Source organism: Lacticaseibacillus pantheris DSM 15945 = JCM 12539 = NBRC 106106, from assembly GCF_001591865.1.
Lineage (GTDB): Bacteria > Bacillota > Bacilli > Lactobacillales > Lactobacillaceae > Lacticaseibacillus > Lacticaseibacillus pantheris.
On record NZ_BCVS01000009.1, the window covers coordinates 1 to 18,809 of the forward strand.

Sequence of the window (18,809 nt, forward strand, 5' to 3'; positions counted from 1 at the left end):
ATTCGGAACCTGCCCGGAAAACCACCGGTCAGTTTCCGAACTCGTCGCGCTGTACGTCACTGCGTTCCTACGGCGGTCCCCCCTGGCAGTGGTTACCATTCCGACCCCACACGCCTCCGCTCCCCGGTCCAACTGACGCGGCCTCACACTACTGTTGTCAACACTTCAGCACAGACCTTGCCCACGGAATCCGTTTGAGCAATATCGCTAGTCTATACAAAAAACAGCATGAACCGTTAAGAAAAGGGCGTACTGTCTGGACGTCCGCTGTAGTTGATAACATTCACATTGGTGCAATCAACTCTTCCTACCGCACCACTAACCGACGACCGTTACGTTTACAGCAACTCCGCAATGATGTCTTGCTGCTGGTTCATGTACTCGTCGCCGACTTTGATTTCCGTGACCTCGATGCCATCCAACGCCTCCTTCATCAACGCGTCAACGTCGATGAAAGTCTCGTAATAGCGCGCCTTGTCCATCTTCGGCTGCGTCTTTGGTGATGGCGGTGCAAAGATGGTACAGCAATCCTCGAACGGCATGATGGACAGTTCGTACGTGTCGATATTCTCTGCCTGCGCAATGATTTCCGTTTTGTCCATCGTTGCGACCGGCCGCACAATTGGCATCGTTGTGACGTCGTTAATTGCGGCCATCGACGACAACGTCTGGCTCGCAACCTGGCCCACCGACTCACCGTTGAAGATTGCCAAGTCACCCCGCTGCTCCGAAATTGCCTCGGTCAACCGTAACATCAAACGGCGTTGAATCGTCATCAGGTAGCCTTCCGGAACTTTGGCCTTAATTTCTTCCTGAATGTGTGTGAATGGCACCTGAATAAAGTTGATGCGGCCAACGTACGGTGTCAACTTGGCCGTTAACTGCTTGGCCTTATTCAACGCATTTTCACTAGTGTACGGCGGGCTGAAGAAATGCACCATCTCAATGTCAACGCCACGCTTCAACGCTAAGTACGCCGCCACGGGTGAATCAATTCCCCCGCTCAGCATCATCGTCGCGTGGCCCGCCGTCCCGACTGGTAATCCACCGGCACCCTGAATGGTTTCCGTCGACAGGTAAATGCCGTCGACCCGCACCTCCACACGCAAAGTCGCGTCCGGACGCTTCATCTGTACCTGCAAATCTGGGCGGGCATCAGTCAAAAAGTCCCCCATCTCCCGGTCCATGCCGTAAGTATCCAGTGGGAATTGCTTGTCGGCCCGCTTAGTTTGGACTTTAAACGTGCTACCGGCTGGCACCGTTGCGTTAACGAGCTCCAGGGCCACCTGCTTCACGTGATCCAGGTCGTCTTTGTCCACCTTAATTGATGGCGAGAACGTTTGAATACCAAAGACGTGGCTGAGCACGTCCATAATCGGCTCGGCGTCGGTACCGTTCAACTCGATGTGCAGACGGTCACGCTTGGGGCGAATCGTCAGCTGGTCAACATACTGGTGCAACGCCTTCACGATGTTACCCTGTAGCCGGCCAATAAATGCCCGCCGGTTCTTACCCTTCGTAGAGAGTTCGCCGTAACGAACCATAATTTCGCTATATTCCATAAATCGTATCCTCTTTGGTTGAATGACTACTTGGCCGGAGCAAGCTTCTGAAACTCCGCGTGTACCTTGTCGAATGCGCGTTCAAAGGCCTGTGCCTCCGCCATCGTGTTCTCCTCGTCGAGACTAATCCGAATGGCGCTGGTAGCCAGGGCATCCGGGACGCGCATGGCCTTCAGCGTACTACTCTCGGCCCCCGACCGGCTCGAACAAGCACTCGTCGTCGACATAAAAATGCCTTCATGTTCAAAGGCGTGCACAATGGTCTCGCCGCGGACACCCGCAATGGCGAAGGTCAAAATGTGCGGCGCGTAGCCATCGTCTAGCTGGCTGAACAACGTCACGTCATCCTGTTGGTTGACGTAATTAGCGATTTCGGTCCGAATGGCCTGCTCACGCGCTACGTTGGTCTCTTCGTCCGCTAGGCATACGCGCAAGGCCTTCGCCATCGCCGCAATACCCGGCGTGTTTTCCGTCCCACTACGCCAGTCACGTTCTTGACCACCGCCCGCCATCAACGGGTCAATCATACGGCCCGACTTGGCAAAGATGAACCCTGTACCGCGGGGCGCGTGGAACTTGTGTCCCGAAAACGTCAGGAAATCGATCCGTGGGTGGCGCACCTTGTCCAGCACACCTTTGCCCACGGACTGCACCGCGTCCACGTGGTAGTGAATGGTCGGGTAGTCCTCCAGCAGGTCGCCGATGGCATCGATTGGCTGAATGCTGCCGACCTCGTTATTCACCGCCATGACCGAAACCAGGATGGTATCGGGCCGGATGGCGTTCCGTACGGCGTCAACACTCACAAATCCGCGGCTGTCGACCGGCAAATACGTCACGTCAAAGCCCAGCTTTTCTAGTTGTAGCATGCTGTTACGCACGGCCGGGTGCTCAATTTGGGTGGTAATCAGGTGCTTGCCAAATTGGCGCTTCGCCATGGCCGTACCCTTAATAATCCAGTTATCGCCTTCGGTACCACCGCTGGTAAAGTAGATTTCCTCTGGCTGCGCGTGAATCAGTTGTGCAATTTGTGCCCGCGATTGATCAACCACTGCCCGGGCCTGATCCCCCAGGTTGTGGAGCGAGCTGGGATTGCCAAAGAAGTCTGTGGCCACCGTCCGGTAGGTGTCCAACACACTGTCGAGTGGCTTTGTCGTTGCACTATTATCGAAATATATCATCGCGTATGTCCTTCCAAAAAATAAGTAATGTCGTACCGCATTATAACAGGTTTTTCAAACTAGGCAAAGGTACACCCGGTGCCAACCTGATTTCATCTAAAAGGCGGAGCCGACTGCTCCGCCTTCCTGTTGCGTTAATATCATCAAACGTTGTCCTTGCTATCGAGGTAGGCGTCCTCAACGCGCTTATAGCTACCCGGGACGGCCTCTTCCAAAGCCGTGGCCAAGTTATCAGCCGCTTCTTGATAGCGGTACTCGTTGTACAACGCCCGACTCTTGCGGGCCGCATCCGCTACCTCTGGGTGTTCATCACGGTAGCGGTTGGCTGCCTGCAACAACTGGGCAGTCATCCCCACCGCGTCCACTAGTGCACGTCCCTCATCTTCGAGGTCACTGACGTCGCTAGCCAAACCAACGAGTTGCTGGTTAATGTCATCCAAGTCAATTTTAATCTGATCTAGTGCCGTGGCGATGGTATCAATTTCTGATTGCACGTGGTGTAGCCGGTCCGTATAGCTTTCCGGTAACCCTGGCAGTTGGAGTTGGTCCAGTGACCGTTGTACCGCGCGCATGGCCGTCACCTGCGCCTTCAACGCTAAGTTAGCGGACTTCTCGCCATCCTTTAATTTCGAAACCGCCGCGTTAATCGCTACCTGACGCTCCTCAATTGCCCGTAACCTTGTTGTAGCGGCGTTGAGGTGATCGGCGACAGCGGAGAACACGGCTGTATGGTCATCAACCGCTTGGACGTCCGCCTGGTGTTGTCGGTCTAACGTCACTAATTCCTCGCGGAGGTCCTTAGCTTCCTGTAGTTCACCGTTATTCAGGGTGTAACTTTGGTTCAAGTGGTCCAGCTCAACAATTAAGGCGTGGTTCTGCCGCTGTGCATGCACAATAAAGCGACTCACCATGGCCTCGTCACGCTCAACCGTCCGCCGAGCCGTCATTTCCCGTTCCATCGCGGCGTACATGCTGTCGATTGCGTCCGCCGCGGCTTGGTTATCCGATTGGGCCTGAACCAAATCCATCGCCGCGATTGCCTTATCGCTGGCCGCCATCTGTTCCTGAACCTGCTCAATCTGCGCGGGAATATCAATATCGGGAAAGTGGAAGTTATGCTTAGTTAACGACTGGTAAGACGTCTGAATCTCATCCAACTGCTCCGGGAAGACCTTGACCAGGTTTGTCACTAGCGGCGGTACCGCGGCAACGTTATCAGCCAACTGCCCGACACTTTGCTTGAGGTCTTTAAGTGCTACGGCTGCCGCCTGGTGGTCACCAGCCGCCGTGATTTCCTCGACGTTAGCAAATTCCGTAGCTAAATCGGCCAACTCTTGCTCGAAGGCGGCCATGGCACTCCCATAAGCAAAGTTTTTGGCCAGAAGATCCTTGCGTGCGTTCTGGTAGGTTTCTTGAAGCTGGTCGAGCAAGTGCTGGTTGGCCGCCTGGGCCGCTTGCAGACGCTGCAACTCCGCGTCCACCTGCTCATACTTTTTCGCCACCACATCTAGCTTCGCCCGGGCGTCCTGCAACTGCTCGCGCACCGCGGCAAAGCGGAACTGGGCATTGGCGGTCTCCAGGTCCAGCAAAATGGCCTCGACCTCGGCCCCCGGTCCCTCGCTAGCCTGTTGGTACTCGCGCTCCAGCCGGGTGAGGGTTTTGAGACTCTCACCGCCTAAGTGGGCACCCTTCAGGACATGAATGGTCTGCTCAATATCTGCATTCGCCAAATCCGCAGACCGCGCGTCCAGCTCACTAATTTGCTTGGTGTAGCGCCCTTTGAGCACTAACGCCACGATTAACGCGGCCACCAGTAGGACCACGACCGTCAACACTATCCACAACATTCCGTGTCACCCTCTTAATCGAATACCGCTACGATTGCATTTTACACCGTTGGCGGCTACAATACCGTTAATAAAGAAATGGTATTTGTATGTACTGATTCCTATTGTCCAGTATCCCAAAAACCGGCGCAAGTTAGAACCCCTATTTGCAAATTACTACTGAAAGAAGGCAATTTTATGTCCCAATTAGACCCAATCGTTGTTGCTCAGGTCGACGCACTGCTTACGGATGAGCATAATCCCATCACCAACCTCGCGAACGCCGCGGCATTGTTAAACGATTCACTCACCGACGTTAACTGGGTTGGTTTCTACCTATTCAATCGCGCTAGCAAGCAACTCGACCTCGGTCCTTTCCAGGGCAAGGTTGCTTGTATGCACATTGAGCCAGGCAAAGGTGTTGTGGGCACCGCCTTTGCCAGCGGGGACAGCATGATTGTGCCGGACGTGCACGCCTTTGCCGGCCACATTGCCTGCGATGCCGCTAGCAACTCGGAAGTCGTCGTACCCATCACCGTTAACGGTCAGACTGTTGCCATCCTCGACATCGACTCCCCAAGCCTGGACCGTTTCAGCCAAAACGACCAAAAAGTGCTGGTGGACTTCGCCACGCAACTCGCCGCGCACCTTGACATTGAGGCACTTGCTGCGGTATGCTAGCATGCGTGTAAAATAATGCAGCTGTGGGCGGCATGGTCGGCTCCAGTTGACTAAGGATCTACTTGGGAAGTAACCGCGCTGCAATGGCGAAACCCTAGGGTCAACTGCCCGTGTGTTAAACCCACGAACCTTTATTTTACTCCAATAAAATTTTTTGGAGGACTATTAATATGTCTCGTTATACTGGCCCTACCTGGAAGGTTTCACGCCGTCTGGGTCTATCCCTTTCCGGTACTGGTAAGGAACTCGCACGTCGCCCCTATGCACCTGGTGACCACGGTCCTAACAGCCGTCGGAAGATTTCTGAATACGGTACACAACTGCGTGAAAAGCAGAAGTTACGTTTGATGTACGGTCTGAACGAACGCCAATTCCGTAACTTGTTCGTTCGTGCCGGTAAGATTACTGAGGGTACCCATGGTGATAACCTCATGATCTTGCTGGAACAGCGTTTGGACAACGTTGTTTTCCGTCTGGGCTTGGCTACTACCCGCCCTCAGGCTCGTCAGTTGGTAAACCACGGCCACATCTTGGTTGATGGCAAGCGCGTTGACATTCCTTCTTACGAAGTACAGCCTGGTCAGGAAATCAGCCTGCGCGAACGTTCCCAGAACCTGGTTGTTGTTAATGCCGCAATCGAAGCTACTGTTGCCCGTCCGGCATACGTAGAATTCGATGAAGACAAGAAGTCAGGTAAGCTGACTCGCCTGCCACAGCGTGAAGAACTCGAACCAGAAATCGACGAAGCCCTCGTCGTTGAATACTACAACCAGTTGCTGTAATATTCAGCCTCGCAAACGTCGTTACCGCAACGTTTACCGGACTTCTACTGTTGCAGATTGTTGCAGAATTTACAACTCGGATAGCAAATCCATTGCACGCCCATTCTGGGCGTGTTTTTTTTCGGGCATTAACGAGATGTAATAGTCTTGTGTGATACTCAAGCTCGCGTGCCCTAGATGCGCCGAAACATAGGCCAAATCAATATCTTGGCTGAATAAAAATGAAGCGAACGTGTCGCGCAAACCATGGAAGGTCGTATGACTGACTTTTGCCTCTTTCAATAGCGGCTCCAATCGTAGCGCAACCCGGAATCCGTATGTCTCAAAGATGTAGCCGTCAGCCTTTGGTTTGACCTGCTTGAGGAGATCATATAGCTCACGAGGCAATGATACCGTTCGATACGCCTTTTTGGTCTTCAAGGTAGTATCGTTCTTCACCCAAGGACTTCGCTGCTGGTTAACGTGAATGCCACAGTCACCTTGCTCGTCATATAATGCTTCCGGCCGCAGCCCCAGGCACTCGCCTCGGCGCAATCCGGTCAGCAACGCCACCAACACCATGACGCAGAACTCGTCCTCGGCGGCATGTTCAAAGCAGTATTGCTTCAACGTCTTCATATCGGTGATCGATAGCGGCACGTTCCGTTTCTCTGACGCCTTCCCGTGTGCCTTGATCAGGCTGGAAATGTCATTGACCAACAACCCATGCGCGAAAGCGTATTTGAGCATGGAACGCAGCGGTCGAATCATATCACTCACCGTCTTCTGCGCGTGGGTCTTCCCGTACTCATCGAGCATTGTCTGCAAGTAAGTATCGGTCACATCGCACAACCTTACCTCCTCAAATAGCTTGCGGAAGGTCTTACCAATCCGGTGATATGACAGGTAAGACGTTTCCTTCAACTCTCCTTTCTTGGCAAATTCAAGCCAGTAGTCATAGTAATCCATCATCGGCGTTTGACGATCAACTAAGTCCACGCCACCAGCCTTCTTCATCTCCAGCGTATGCGCCCAGATCTGGGCGTCTTGCTTATTCGAAAACGACTTTGACAGTCGATAGGTCTTTCCTTTCTTCGTGAATGCGACTTGCGTCAAAATACTTTTTCCACGTTTCATAAATGAAGCCATGCTCGTTTACCTCCTAAATAAACTAAGCTGGCCCCGTAAATACTTAGGTCCAGCTTAGCATCCAATTTGTCTGGACGACAACTACAACTTAATCGACCAGATGCTCGCGCACGAAACTGGTCAATTCTTCGATGGTAAAGCGAGCCTGCTTACCGATCATGAAACACCGGAAGTCGCGGTGCCGCCGAAAGACTTTATCAAACGTCACTGGATCAACGCCGAGAAAGTCAGCGGCCTGTTGTCGGTTCAGCAAATACGGGAGTTGCATAGCGTTTGGATATTCCATTTCAATCTCACTCCTTCTACGAATAGAGTTTGTGTGAGATAATCAAACCAGATAGGACCCATATCTTATCTGTGAAGGGTGACTACTTGCTTTGGTCGGCGTGGTCATCCTTTTTTGATTGCTCACTTTCAGGTGTTGCTTCCTTGAACAAACCATTCTCAAGCTGCTCGGCACCAACTGTGTACTGATCAATCAACTGCCGGTGCTTATCAGTTAAGGGTGCATGCCGAATCGCATTCATCGTTTCCTGGTTCCCCCAATAAGCGTCAATTTCATGCAGCACACGTTGCATCGGAGCGACCTGCTTGTCGATCCAAGCCCGCGTGCGGTTCAGATCCAAAGGCACAGGCGCCATCGTCAACCGAAGTGGCTGACGATCATGCCCGACGAATCGTTCCCAGTTCTTGTTGGTGGGCCACTTTAATCGAGGGCTACCCGGCCGCGCGTCGACAAACCGCAGATACCGTGTGATGATACCAAAGATTGTCTTTTCCTCATCGCGATAGCAAAGCAAATCTTCAACGGCCTTAGCTGCGCGATCATTCTTCAAGCGTACCTCGAACCGGTTACGAATCTGAGTGGTCAGCCCTTTCTTATGCTGCTCGGCTGCCTTTTCGTAAAGGCAGAAGTACAACTCGCTTTTGGTGGAGCCTATATACAATGTTGTGCCGACCTCATCGTCAATGTCTTCGTCATCTTCATGGAAAATGTGACCCGAAACGATTCCTTGATATTCACGCATGACAGATATGCACTCGTTAGCCCGAATTTTCTGAATCAGGTTGGGAATGTCCAGTAGGTTTGCCATATCGTTCACTGCCAAGTCCAAGCGCTTGATAACGCCGCCTCGATCGAGTGCTTGGTCTAGGAAGTCGTACCAGGTTTCTCCACGGCCGAGCAAAATGCTCTCCATTTGTCGGCACCCTTGGCCACGTAGCTCCACTAGGGTACCGAGCTTGGTATCCGGCGTTGATCCGTACACCTTGATTTGACCAAGCGACACTGTGTACACGTAACCAAAAGCGGCTCTGTCATCATATCCGACCAAATCTTCATTTAGCCGCAAGAACTCGCGAACAATCCGCTTGATATCATTCGTTGGGAATCTGATTCGTACATAATCAATCATCATTTGCAGTTCTGGCTCATCAGTCCAGTTATTTAGCAGTTTGTCGATATGCATCTGTAAGCCACCACTACAAGATTCACCATTTTCAATCCGGCTCAAATGGCGCTGTGTAATGCCTAGTCGCTTGCATAATTGTAGTTGTGTCAAATTCAGTTCCTTGCGTCGTCGCCGGACTGAATCGCTCCAATATCCCAATCGTCTACCTCCTAATTTGTCTTGCTTCCAGACAATCACCGGAATTGTCCAGTCATTGGCTCTTGCGATCTATCAACGTTTCTACCGGGAAATCAGGTTGATAGGTGTCATTTACGACCCCCCTGTTAGTAAACGGGGGTCTAGGCGGCCGGCTACGCCGACCGCCGCCGCTCACGCTTGCGGCTTTCGCGCTGCACGCCGCGCGTAGCGGCGGTACCTGCTGCGACACGTTTTTCTCAAAAATCAGGCTGCGTTTCACCTGTAACTCAAGCATAGCAAGGGTTCTGTCGCCGGTAAATTATTGACTTAGCCCGACAGATTGAGAAACAGTAGGACTGAAACCTTGCATGCAGATTGCTCACATAATATGATGAGTGTCGAGGTGAATCTTATGATTGAAAATATTGGGCGAAACATTAAACGACTCAGAGAACGGCACCACGTCACGCAAGAAGATCTAGCAAACGTGGCGGAGGTTCAACGTGATACCATTTCAAAGATCGAGCAAAACAAGCGCAATCCGAGCTTTGACACGTTGGATCGCATCGCCCGGTTTTTTAATGTGGCACCAGTAGACCTGCTGGGTTCGCCTACTGAACAGGAGATTCACAACACGACCGCAATTCTTGATCGGATCGATACCACGCTTGATAGAATAGAGGAATACCTTCCTAAACTGGAGCGCTTAGAGCAACTGATGTGGAAAATGCAGGATTTCTCCCCGCGTCAGATTGATCATCTTGCCGATGAACTGACAGAAATATTCAAATATTTTGAGCCCTACACACCCGTTGATGAGGATGGGGTACCAGACACTGACAGGAACGATCGACAGATAGTGAAACAATCGCGCTACCGAGATTTACCAGTGAAAGAAATCGACAAACTATATAAACAGATTCAAGAAATCAAGTCGTTTCACTCAGATCATTAGTCACAAGATGAAAGAAGAGGCCTATCCGACTGATCGGAAGAGGCCTCTTCTACAATACCAAGTTACTCTGAACAGATTTCACCGTGACTCAGGCCTCTTCCGTGAAAACAAAAGGCTCTATCACTAGATCTGTGTGATCTGCGCGTCGATATCGCAATTCCCTGCAGATTGTCTCACACTCACATGTGACCAATCATCTACTTCTGGTCCATAATATGCGCCCTATGCGGGCCTTGCGGTGACTATATTCTCATCCCGCTCGACACGTCTCATACATCTACTTTCACACGTTTCGTTACGCTAGTCCGAAGATATGCGTAATTGTTCCATTTTCCAGTAATATATAAACACCTATCCCGACATATACGGCAGCTGTAAGCCAACGCCCTGTACTCTCAAGTATGCGAGCCACGAACGGCAAGCGACCTAGCTGAGCCCCAAGCCAACAAACCAGAGTCAACATAACAAAAAATGTCACCAACGTAATCCCCGTCGCATAGATAGTCTGAGAAGCAAACAAGGGTACGTACACGCCAATATTATCGGCACCGCAAGTCGCGACAGTTATCAGTGCCACACTAGAAATGATGTTAGCCGGTTTGAAGCGGCTTGCCACCACGCTATCATCATCATGCTCACCCGCTAGCACGAGCTTAATCCCCATCAAGACAGGAATTAGGCCTAATAACCCTAGTACCCACTCTGCTGGGACCAAGCGCAACACAAGGGCAATGAACAAGCTAGTGGCAACTAGAATCCCAGTACCTAATAAATCGCCCCAGTAAACCAGGCGCCGCTGATGAGGCTTGACGGATCCGAAAATCATCATCAAAATAAGAAGATAGTCAAGACTGGTAGAAATGTAGGCAGTTACGCCAGTTATAATAGTTTTCAACATACACAAACAGCTCCTTCCGACGTCGTATGTTGACTATAACATATGTAGGAGGACTTGTCTTGGAAAACCATATAATTGATGCAGAACATATTGAGGAATCTATTCGGATTTTCAAGTTGCTAAGTAATCCAACGCGTCTACGGTTGCTACATTTGCTTGAAAATCAAGAACTCAACGTCTCTGAAATCATGACTGCTTTGGGCGTTTCACAGTCAGTTGTATCTCATCAGCTGGCAGCGCTACGCGATTATCAACTAGTGAATGCTCGTCGCGAGGGTAAGGCAATGTACTACCGCCTTGATGATCCTCATATTCTCGATGTGGTGGATGAAACACTAGCCCATGCAGATCATGTACTGCGCGGCAAGCGACACGACCAGTAGTGCTGAACGTCCGAAATAATTAACCACAAAAACACCTCAACATACGATAAGCAAAAAAAAAATGAGATCTACCACGCTCACCGTGGCAGGTCTCATTTTTGAGCTGCACTAGTCTAAATTCCACACTGTGATTCCGACATTATCGTCGAACTTTCGTGGAATTACACCTACAACAGGCTGAATCGTGATCTCCCCAGTGTACATCACAGTTGCGCTGGTTAAGTGTCCCGCTATTACATGTGGCTCACCATCTCGCCCAAGTTCAGAAAGCGTAGCGTGCGCGTGCTGATGCAGAGCCCCACCATCGAATGTGATATTTCCACTCAACGACACCAGCTCAAGCATTCCGCTTAAGTGGTGATCAGTGAAGTCATTCCTATCTGGCAGATACGTGGATAGTACCGCTGCTTGGCAGGCACCGATGCCACTAAAAGTGGCAGACTTAACGCCCGCATCTGCACACACTTTGAGAATCTGAGTGAGAATCTCTTCGCCCTTATCCACACGTAAGTATAGGGTTTGCCCAAGTTGCTTGTACTGCATATTCGGTACTTCCTTTCGCTATGGTAACACGACTACTTTTCCTAGACCGGCGGCAGTTGCAAGGTACTCGTGGGCCTCACGGGTTTGGGCTAAGGTGAAAATTTTCTCTGGCGTAACGTCTACGTGATGCTTGGCAATGAAATCGAACAAATCCTGTACACGCTGCGCATCGACATCGCCGGAGTAAAAACCGGTCAAATAACGATTATTCGGAATATCCATAATTGGGTCGAACTCATCTAGTGCCCAGACGCCACCAAGCTGTCCAGTAGAGCTGACCACACCCCATTCAGCAGCGTGTGCCAACGAATCGCGAACGGCAGCCGGCCCGATCATATCAACGATTTTATCGAACTCTCCGGCGTCATCAGGCAAGTGGGTCGCATCCGGTGTGTGTAAAATCGTGTCGATTCCCAGTGCCTTGAGTGCGTCATCTTTACGATCAGAGCGAGTGGTACCAGTGATCGTTAAGTCGATTCCTGACGCTTTCATCAATTTCAAAATGGCGACACCGACACCACTAGTTGCCGCACGAATTAAGACGTGATCACCAGCTTGCAGACGCAGACTCTGATAAATACCAAACGCCGTATAGAAGGTTTCTGGAATCGCCGCCAGTTGTTCCCAATCTAATTCCGTGGTAACAGGATACACCTGTGCATTAGGCAATAGGACATAGTCCGCGTAACTGCCGTCATAAGCGCGGCCCATTTCGCCCATCAACGAAACCACCGTTTGCCCTACTGTGAATCGCTCAGGGGCGCTAGTTGCATCGACAGTACCGACAACCTCAATCCCGAGAATCCGTGGAAATTTTACAGACGGAGACTTGCCTTCGCGCGTAAAAATTTCCGAATGGTTGATCCCAAACCCATGTACTTTAACCCTAGTCCAGCCAGGGCGAACGATAGGCATTGGCACTTCGGTATATTCCAACACTTCTGGGCCACCAGGATGCTTCACAATAACTGCTTTCATTTGTCGTCTTCCTTTCAGCGCTTTCCTACGCATTTGAACATTCATGAACGCTGCGAACGTTTTGCTGGCCAGTAACTCTCACGTGGAGGATACCAAGCACATTCTAGCGCGGGATGATTTGCAGATCCTCGAAATAGCCCGCTGTGCCCACATCCACCCACAGGCCAATTGCCCCACCGTTGGTCGCTCCGTTCTTAAGATCCTTCACGACTAGGGTGGGCTGTGAAGCATGATTGACATATAGTTGGGCATGATCATCCAATACTTCAATCGTCAAGTCAATCCACTCATCAAGTCCAATATCCGCATACGCCTCATACACGCCAGGCGATTCAACTCTTAAACGGTCAAACTTGTAATCGGGAAACGAAATATATTGAACTACGCGGTTTCGTCTCATCTGATCCTCAGATCTCGCATTAGTGGGCCGAATGTAGAAAGCCTCAAACTGCGTGTTACTTTCATTGATTCGAAACGCCACGCCGATGAAGCCTCGCGCATATTCAGGGGCATCAGGTAATAGCTGACCTAGCACTTTCACCTTGATTGTCCCGTTATGAAAATTTGTGTCGGTTAGCTTTGCGAAAGTGGGCTCATCAAAGGCCTCAACGGCTGGATTCTTGGTCACTTTCAACCCTTGACTGCCATCAAGTTCGGCTACCATTGCCTGGACATCCACTAAGGTTAATCGGTCAGCTGCTAAGTCAATAAATTGATCAGTACCATGACGCATTTTAACTTACCTCGCTTTCAAAACGAACCCCTAGATAGCCGTCACTAATCTTTGAGCAAATGATGCGTGACTAAGAACCGATGCGCGACTGTGGCAGCTTTTTCATGTTTAACCGTCACTTGATAATTCATTTCCTGCATTTCACTAGTCGTCACCTTACCAGCCAACCGATTGAGGCTCTTAACAATTTCCGGATGGGCTTTGGCAAACTTTGTATTCATCAGCGGCGCCCCTTGGTACGGTGGGAAGAACTGCTGCGTGTCTGTCAACATGGTCAGATGATACTGCTTGATTTGTGGATCAGTGGTATAGCCATCTGTGACATCGATTTTACCTTTGGCCAGCGCTTCATAACGTAACGCCGGTTCCATCGTCCGTACCGAATTGAAGGTCAAGCCGTATGCATTCTTCAAACCAGGATAGCCATCAGATTGTTGGTAAAAGTCAGGATCAAACGCTGCCCTAAATTGCGGAACTTGCTTCAAATCAGCAATGGATTTCAAGTGATATTTCTTAGCATCAGCAGCTCGCACTGTCATCATGTAGCCATTTTGGTACTGCATTGGTGTCAGCAAGGTCATCGCATACTGTTCTGACAGCAGCTTCTTGGCAAGTGAGTACGCCCGTGTCGGCTGATGAGGAACGCTTTGGTTAGTCTTGACCAGCGACTGCAATACTGTTCCCGTAAATTCAGGATAAATATCGATTTTGCCACTACGCAAGCCTTTGAACAGGAAGCTCGTCCCACCAAAGTTCGGTTTAAGATCAACGGTGACCCTTGCATTATCCTTTTCAATCAATTCTTTATACATATTGATGAGGATTTCTGGCTCACCACCCATTTTACCAGCAATCGTGACGGTCTGGTGTTGAGCGTTCTGCCAAGCGCGAACTCCTGCATACCCGAAACCCACAGCCAAAACCACAATTAAGCCAACTATGACGTGTTTCAAATTCGTTTGAGCCAAAAATTTGATTAGGGCACTGGCGGCCAGAGCCAATACCGCTGCCAGAATGGCGCCCACGAATAGAGCACTATTATTATTCGTCTGAATACCAAGCAAAATGTAGGTCCCGAGACCACCGCCTCCGATCAAAGCGGCCAATGTTGCCGTCCCAATCACCATCACCACGGCAATGCGCAGACCAGTCAGAATCATAGGCATTGCAAGTGGCAACTGAATCTTGAATAGCTTGTATCGTCTTGATACGCCAAACGCATCTGCTGCTTCGACTAGTAAGGGATCAATGTTGGTCAACCCTGCATACGCATTGGAAAATACCGGCATGATGGCATATAAGACAAGCGCAATTATGGCTGGAATCGTCCCGATGCCGACCAACGGAATGAGTAATCCTAAGATTGCAAGACTCGGAATCGTTTGAATCACACTTGCAACTTGCAACACAGCCTCACCAGCACGCCGGTGATCGATCAACACAATCGCCAACGGGAGTGCAATCAATACGGTTATCACGGTAGCAACAACTGAAATTGCGATATGTTGCCATAAAGCATTGAGAATTTCGCCACCATTTTTGCTCAAATAGTTAGTTAAGTCCTGCATCTCATTGCACCCCCCGAGTTTGAGCAAGATACGCAATCAAGTCTGCTGGAGCAAGCTGCATATCACCAATACCAACCGTTGCAGTTGGTGATTGCTGCAACAGTGCTGCCCAGTCTGAAAGCATCGCCGTTTCCGGAAGCGATACTAGCGCTGAACCTGTCGCCGGCTGTCCGAATCCCGCAGGTAACACTGATTTAACGTATTGGGATTGACGGCCCGCGTTAGCGAAAAATTCCGCAACGAATTGATTTGCAGGCGTTGCAAGAATCTCATCTGGCGTTCCAACTTGTTGCAGCTTGCCGTCGTGGATCACCGCCAGACGGTCGGCTAACCTCAATGCCTCGTCCATGTCATGCGTAACAAAAATGATGGTGGTGTTAAATTGCTTGTGTAACTTCACGACTAAATCTTGCAGTTGACGACGCGACAACGGATCAAGTGCGCTAAATGGCTCGTCCATCAAAACGATATTCGGTTCAGCTGCTAACGCACGAACGATACCCACACGTTGCGCTTCACCACCAGATAACTCATTAGGCATCCTATTCATGAACTTGTCAGATGCTAAACCGACGGCATTCAGTAACTCGCGAACACGCGCATCCCGCCTATCTTGTGGGACGTTTTGTGCTGCCAGTTGGATTGAGGCATTCTCTGCTACCGTCATGTTTGGAAATAGTGCGCCAGCTTGCAGAACATAGCCGATCCCGCGACGAAATTCTCGAACGTCGGGCACCGCCATGACATCAAGATCATCAATCAAGACCTTGCCGCTTGTGGGTGTATTTAATCTGTTGATCATTTTCAATAATGTCGTTTTACCACTTCCGCTGGGCCCCACCAGCACGAATAGCTCATGACTTGCGATTGACAGACTGATGTCAGTCAATGCAGCTGCCTCTTGATATTTTTTGAAAACTTGCTGAAACTGAATCATCATGGTTACCTCTTTTGTTTCGGAATAGACTCACTATAATGGCAGCTTCTCAATAAGGGCTAGGTTTTTCTAGAAATTACCCTCGAATTCCAGAAAATATGCTAGAATTATTGTAACCACAAAAGTTACGGAGGTATTCACATGCGAGTTTCAACTAAGTTCAGCGACACCATCCACCTGTTGGCATTCATCTCGGTGTATCAGAACATTCATATTACTAGCGCCGTGATTGCAACCAGCATTAACACTTCACCAGTTGTCGTCCGGCGTCTGATTGGAACATTAAAAGAAGCTGGCGTCGTGACAACTGACGCCGAAACACATAACCCAATTTTCGCAAAATCACCCGATGAAATTACGTTGTTAGACGTTTACCTACTGACGGAAGGACACACCCCACTTTTCGCACTCGATAAGGAAACCAATCCGCTTTGCATAGTTGGTGCTAACATTCAAGATGTCCTAACCGGAATTTATCATGAGGCGGAAACCGCTGCGTTAATGGAGCTCGACCGACACACGATGCAAGACGTTATTGATCGGCTTCTAACTGCTGATAAGGTTAAGAAGGCACAGGCTGCCTCTGCATAGACAGCGTATTTACCCCCCTGAGAAAATGATAATTTCATTCAACAAACGAAAACGAGGACCGTATGTCAAGATTCCTAGATCACCGCGAAGCAGGTAAAATATTTCACGATTTCGAAAAACACAAGGACAGGTATCTGATTATTCATTATTCCTGCGAAAGCTTTTTCGATACCAATGGTGCAACGCCGCGGATTACCGCGATTGCTGTAAAGTCGCCATCAAGCGGTCAAACTGACCTCTTTGCGGTACATAAAGCGGCTGAATTGATGCAAATTCAAACGGAAGATATTTTCGAAAAATATAAGGAAGTTGAACGCAGGATGCTAGATGACTTCTTTACCTTTGTTCAGGGCCACACAGACAAGATTTGGATTCACTGGAATATGCGCGATTCGAACTTTGGGTTCAAGGCCCTAGAGAAAAGGTATCGAGTCTTAGGCCAGGTCCCCGCAATCATTCCAGATCAAAGCAAATTAGATTTGGCTATCCTTTTCCGGAAGTATTACGGCAAAAGCTACATTGGTGATCCACATATTAAATCGTTGATGGATCACAACGACATACACGTAAAAGATTTCATGTCTGGAAAAGACGAAGCCGATGCATTCAACAATCACGATTTTGTCAGATTAAGCTTCTCCTGTGCCGGAAAGGTCAATCTGTTCGACAAGTTTCTGACCAGAGCCATCGATAACGAGTTAAAGACAAAATCTAGCTTTCAGGATAGATATGGAAATATTCCACTAGGAATCTATAATTGTGCCAATGAGTCCACCTGGGGGAAAATCCTCTTTTGGATAGCAAACCTAATCATTGGTGGCTTGGTCGGTGGATTCATTGGAAAATTCTTCTCTTAACTCATCAGACTTAGACTTAACTCTATATAGTCGCGGTGCTAAGCAACATTGGTTCAATATCTAGCCACCAAAAAATCGCACAATAGGTACATGCACGATTTATTCACCAGTATTTACGGGTCAGCTCAAATGTTGCACGCTGTTGCAGAAATTATCAATCCAAGCCGATTTTCACAGTACTCCATCAAGAAGTTTTCCTTGAATACCTTGACATGTCTGGATTTGTATTGAATCAGATTGACAAGTTTCGCCTTGTTACCACCAGAAGCTGTAATTTCAACGTCTACCAGTTATTACTGGTATGGCTTCATCAAAGTCCCCGCCTTGTGCGGGGGCTTTTTTGCACTCCAGTCAAAAAGCCCACTCCGCAAATCACGGAATGGGCCCCATATTCTAGCGGCGTTTACGCCGGGCGACTTTCATCATCGCCTTCATTTGCTTCTTACTACCAAACATCCGGTCAATTTTTGCATTCTCGCGGGTCTTCCCACGCAAAGCTACATTTTCAGCCTGTTCTGCCCTGAGCTGCAGATAACCCGTTAAACGGCCTGCGTCTAGATGGCCATCCGCAACTGCTTGTCGAACGGCACATCCCGGTTCCTGCTGATGAGTACAATCGCTAAAACGGCACCCCGCAGCGAATGCCAACACGTCACTAAAGGTTGCGTCAACATCGGCCTCGACTAATCCCAACTCACGCATCCCCGGAGTATCAATAACCAAACTCCCGTTGCCGAGTCGCAATAATTGACGCGAGGTGGTGGTATGCCTTCCGTGTGCATCTTTGGTCCGGACTGCCTGCGTAGACTGGGTTTGCTCTCCCGACAATTGGTTAATGAGGGTGGACTTGCCCACCCCTGAGGAGCCAAGAAAGGCATACGTTAATCCAGACTGCATAAACTCTGCCAACGCGGCCACACCGTCTTGCCGGCTCGCATCACAGACAATTAACGGTGCAGTACCGATAATGTATTGCACCGCTAATTCTTGAGCTGGTAGCTCCTGCGCCAAGTCGGCCTTGGTTAGCACGACCGCGGCTTGCGCCCCAGAGGCCGCGGCCACGGCCAGGTACCGTTCGAGACGGCGCAAGTTAAAGTTGCCGTCTAACGACATACATAGCAGGAGCCAATCAACATTCGCGGCAACGAGCTGGGCCTCGTGTCCGCGGCCCGCACCTTTGCGTAAAAAGACGGTATTGCGCACGTTCAGGCGCTCAATGGTCGCCAAATCTAATGGCGTATCTGGTAAACGTACTTGTACCCAGTCGCCCACCGTCGGGAAATCCTCTGGCCCAACCGCAAAGTTGAGCATCCGGCCGGCTACCTGCGCACTAAACTGACCTGCGTCCGTGACTATCGTGTACTGCTGATGATTCAGCGCAGTCACACGGGCTAGCGTGAGACCGGCCACAACGTTTTGGGTACTAGTATTACCATATTCAGTTAATTTCAATTTTTGATCCTCTTCAAAGCGAGAGGACTAAGCGTGGTAGTCCTCCAGTGCCTGGCCAACGCCTGTAACAATGCTCAACATAAATGTTTATCCTTTCATCCGGCACTTCCTGCACCGATATCTGCAGTTTAGCAAAAATAACGTTGCGGCACAATTAATCGCTAC

The 18,809-nt window shown here is 49.9% G+C and carries 19 protein-coding genes; 6 read left to right on the top strand and 13 right to left on the bottom strand.

Features of this window, described 5'->3' with window-relative positions:
* Positions 1–338: 338 nt before the first annotated feature.
* The 3 genes from thiI to LPA02S_RS02175 all read right to left on the bottom strand — a co-directional run bounded on the left by thiI (position 339) and on the right by LPA02S_RS02175 (position 4,590).
* The gene (gene thiI, locus LPA02S_RS02165; RefSeq protein ID WP_054648832.1) at positions 339–1,562 is read right to left on the bottom strand and encodes a tRNA uracil 4-sulfurtransferase ThiI; all 1,224 of its coding nucleotides are present in this window, start codon (positions 1,560–1,562) and stop codon (positions 339–341) included.
* A 26-nt stretch (positions 1,563–1,588) separates the two neighbouring features.
* Positions 1,589–2,743: a cysteine desulfurase family protein gene (locus tag LPA02S_RS02170; RefSeq protein WP_054648830.1), complete on the bottom strand. Its 1,155-nt coding sequence runs from the start codon at positions 2,741–2,743 to the stop codon at positions 1,589–1,591.
* 143 nt (positions 2,744–2,886) lie between these two features.
* Complete coding sequence (locus LPA02S_RS02175) at positions 2,887–4,590, bottom strand: septation ring formation regulator EzrA (protein WP_056957130.1); 1,704 nt, start codon at positions 4,588–4,590, stop codon at positions 2,887–2,889.
* A gap of 177 nt (positions 4,591–4,767) precedes the next feature.
* On the opposite strand from LPA02S_RS02175, the gene msrC reads away from it, so the two are divergent.
* Both msrC and rpsD read left to right on the top strand, forming a co-directional pair.
* Positions 4,768–5,250 carry a free L-methionine (R)-S-oxide reductase MsrC gene (msrC, locus tag LPA02S_RS02180; RefSeq protein ID WP_054648823.1) on the top strand — a complete coding sequence of 161 codons (483 nt, stop codon included), beginning with the start codon at positions 4,768–4,770 and terminating at the stop codon, positions 5,248–5,250.
* Between the two features lie 170 nt (positions 5,251–5,420).
* The gene (rpsD, locus tag LPA02S_RS02185; RefSeq protein ID WP_056957131.1) at positions 5,421–6,032 is read left to right on the top strand and encodes a 30S ribosomal protein S4; all 612 of its coding nucleotides are present in this window, start codon (positions 5,421–5,423) and stop codon (positions 6,030–6,032) included.
* Between the two features lie 69 nt (positions 6,033–6,101).
* Here the strand turns inward: rpsD and LPA02S_RS02190 are convergent, their stop codons facing one another.
* The 3 genes from LPA02S_RS02190 to LPA02S_RS02200 all read right to left on the bottom strand — a co-directional run bounded on the left by LPA02S_RS02190 (position 6,102) and on the right by LPA02S_RS02200 (position 8,809).
* Entirely contained in the window at positions 6,102–7,160 is a 1,059-nt protein-coding gene (locus tag LPA02S_RS02190; protein WP_056957132.1) for a tyrosine-type recombinase/integrase, read from the bottom strand.
* Between the two features lie 88 nt (positions 7,161–7,248).
* Positions 7,249–7,446: a helix-turn-helix domain-containing protein gene (locus LPA02S_RS02195; RefSeq protein WP_225350180.1), complete on the bottom strand. Its 198-nt coding sequence runs from the start codon at positions 7,444–7,446 to the stop codon at positions 7,249–7,251.
* A gap of 82 nt (positions 7,447–7,528) precedes the next feature.
* Entirely contained in the window at positions 7,529–8,809 is a 1,281-nt protein-coding gene (locus LPA02S_RS02200; protein ID WP_338043285.1) for a replication initiation factor domain-containing protein, read from the bottom strand.
* A 352-nt stretch (positions 8,810–9,161) separates the two neighbouring features.
* Here LPA02S_RS02200 and LPA02S_RS02205 point away from each other — a divergent pair, with 352 nt between their 5' ends.
* Positions 9,162–9,704, top strand: coding sequence for a helix-turn-helix transcriptional regulator (locus tag LPA02S_RS02205; protein WP_056957134.1), 543 nt, complete (start codon positions 9,162–9,164; stop codon positions 9,702–9,704).
* 295 nt (positions 9,705–9,999) lie between these two features.
* Here LPA02S_RS02205 and LPA02S_RS02210 read toward each other — a convergent pair whose 3' ends face one another.
* Complete coding sequence (locus LPA02S_RS02210; protein WP_056957135.1) at positions 10,000–10,602, bottom strand: cadmium resistance transporter; 603 nt, start codon at positions 10,600–10,602, stop codon at positions 10,000–10,002.
* Positions 10,603–10,661: 59 nt separating this feature from the next.
* On the opposite strand from LPA02S_RS02210, the gene LPA02S_RS02215 reads away from it, so the two are divergent.
* A complete protein-coding gene (locus tag LPA02S_RS02215; RefSeq protein ID WP_420835972.1) occupies positions 10,662–10,985 on the top strand; it encodes an ArsR/SmtB family transcription factor in 324 nt (107 codons plus the stop codon).
* A gap of 108 nt (positions 10,986–11,093) precedes the next feature.
* On the opposite strand, the gene LPA02S_RS02220 is transcribed toward LPA02S_RS02215, so the two are convergent.
* From LPA02S_RS02220 to LPA02S_RS02240, 5 genes are all read right to left on the bottom strand, one after another.
* Positions 11,094–11,528 (bottom strand): PPC domain-containing DNA-binding protein, encoded by a 435-nt coding sequence (locus tag LPA02S_RS02220; protein WP_056957136.1) that lies wholly within the window; start codon positions 11,526–11,528, stop codon positions 11,094–11,096.
* A gap of 18 nt (positions 11,529–11,546) precedes the next feature.
* Positions 11,547–12,506: a zinc-binding dehydrogenase gene (locus LPA02S_RS02225; RefSeq protein ID WP_054650664.1), complete on the bottom strand. Its 960-nt coding sequence runs from the start codon at positions 12,504–12,506 to the stop codon at positions 11,547–11,549.
* Positions 12,507–12,609: 103 nt separating this feature from the next.
* Complete coding sequence (locus LPA02S_RS02230) at positions 12,610–13,239, bottom strand: hypothetical protein (protein ID WP_054650662.1); 630 nt, start codon at positions 13,237–13,239, stop codon at positions 12,610–12,612.
* A gap of 44 nt (positions 13,240–13,283) precedes the next feature.
* A complete protein-coding gene (locus LPA02S_RS02235) occupies positions 13,284–14,807 on the bottom strand; it encodes an ABC transporter permease/substrate-binding protein (protein WP_056957137.1) in 1,524 nt (507 codons plus the stop codon).
* A 1-nt stretch (position 14,808) separates the two neighbouring features.
* On the bottom strand, positions 14,809–15,744 hold the full coding sequence (locus LPA02S_RS02240; protein ID WP_054650660.1) for an ATP-binding cassette domain-containing protein: 936 nt from the start codon (positions 15,742–15,744) through the stop codon (positions 14,809–14,811).
* A gap of 141 nt (positions 15,745–15,885) precedes the next feature.
* Here LPA02S_RS02240 and LPA02S_RS02245 point away from each other — a divergent pair, with 141 nt between their 5' ends.
* Together LPA02S_RS02245 and LPA02S_RS02250 are read left to right on the top strand one after the other, a co-directional pair.
* A complete protein-coding gene (locus tag LPA02S_RS02245; protein ID WP_054650658.1) occupies positions 15,886–16,335 on the top strand; it encodes an Rrf2 family transcriptional regulator in 450 nt (149 codons plus the stop codon).
* Positions 16,336–16,397: 62 nt separating this feature from the next.
* Positions 16,398–17,192, top strand: coding sequence for a hypothetical protein (locus LPA02S_RS02250; RefSeq protein WP_054650656.1), 795 nt, complete (start codon positions 16,398–16,400; stop codon positions 17,190–17,192).
* A 393-nt stretch (positions 17,193–17,585) separates the two neighbouring features.
* On the opposite strand, the gene rsgA is transcribed toward LPA02S_RS02250, so the two are convergent.
* Positions 17,586–18,644 (bottom strand): ribosome small subunit-dependent GTPase A, encoded by a 1,059-nt coding sequence (gene rsgA / locus LPA02S_RS02255; RefSeq protein ID WP_056957138.1) that lies wholly within the window; start codon positions 18,642–18,644, stop codon positions 17,586–17,588.
* Between the last annotated feature and the right edge of the window lie 165 nt (positions 18,645–18,809).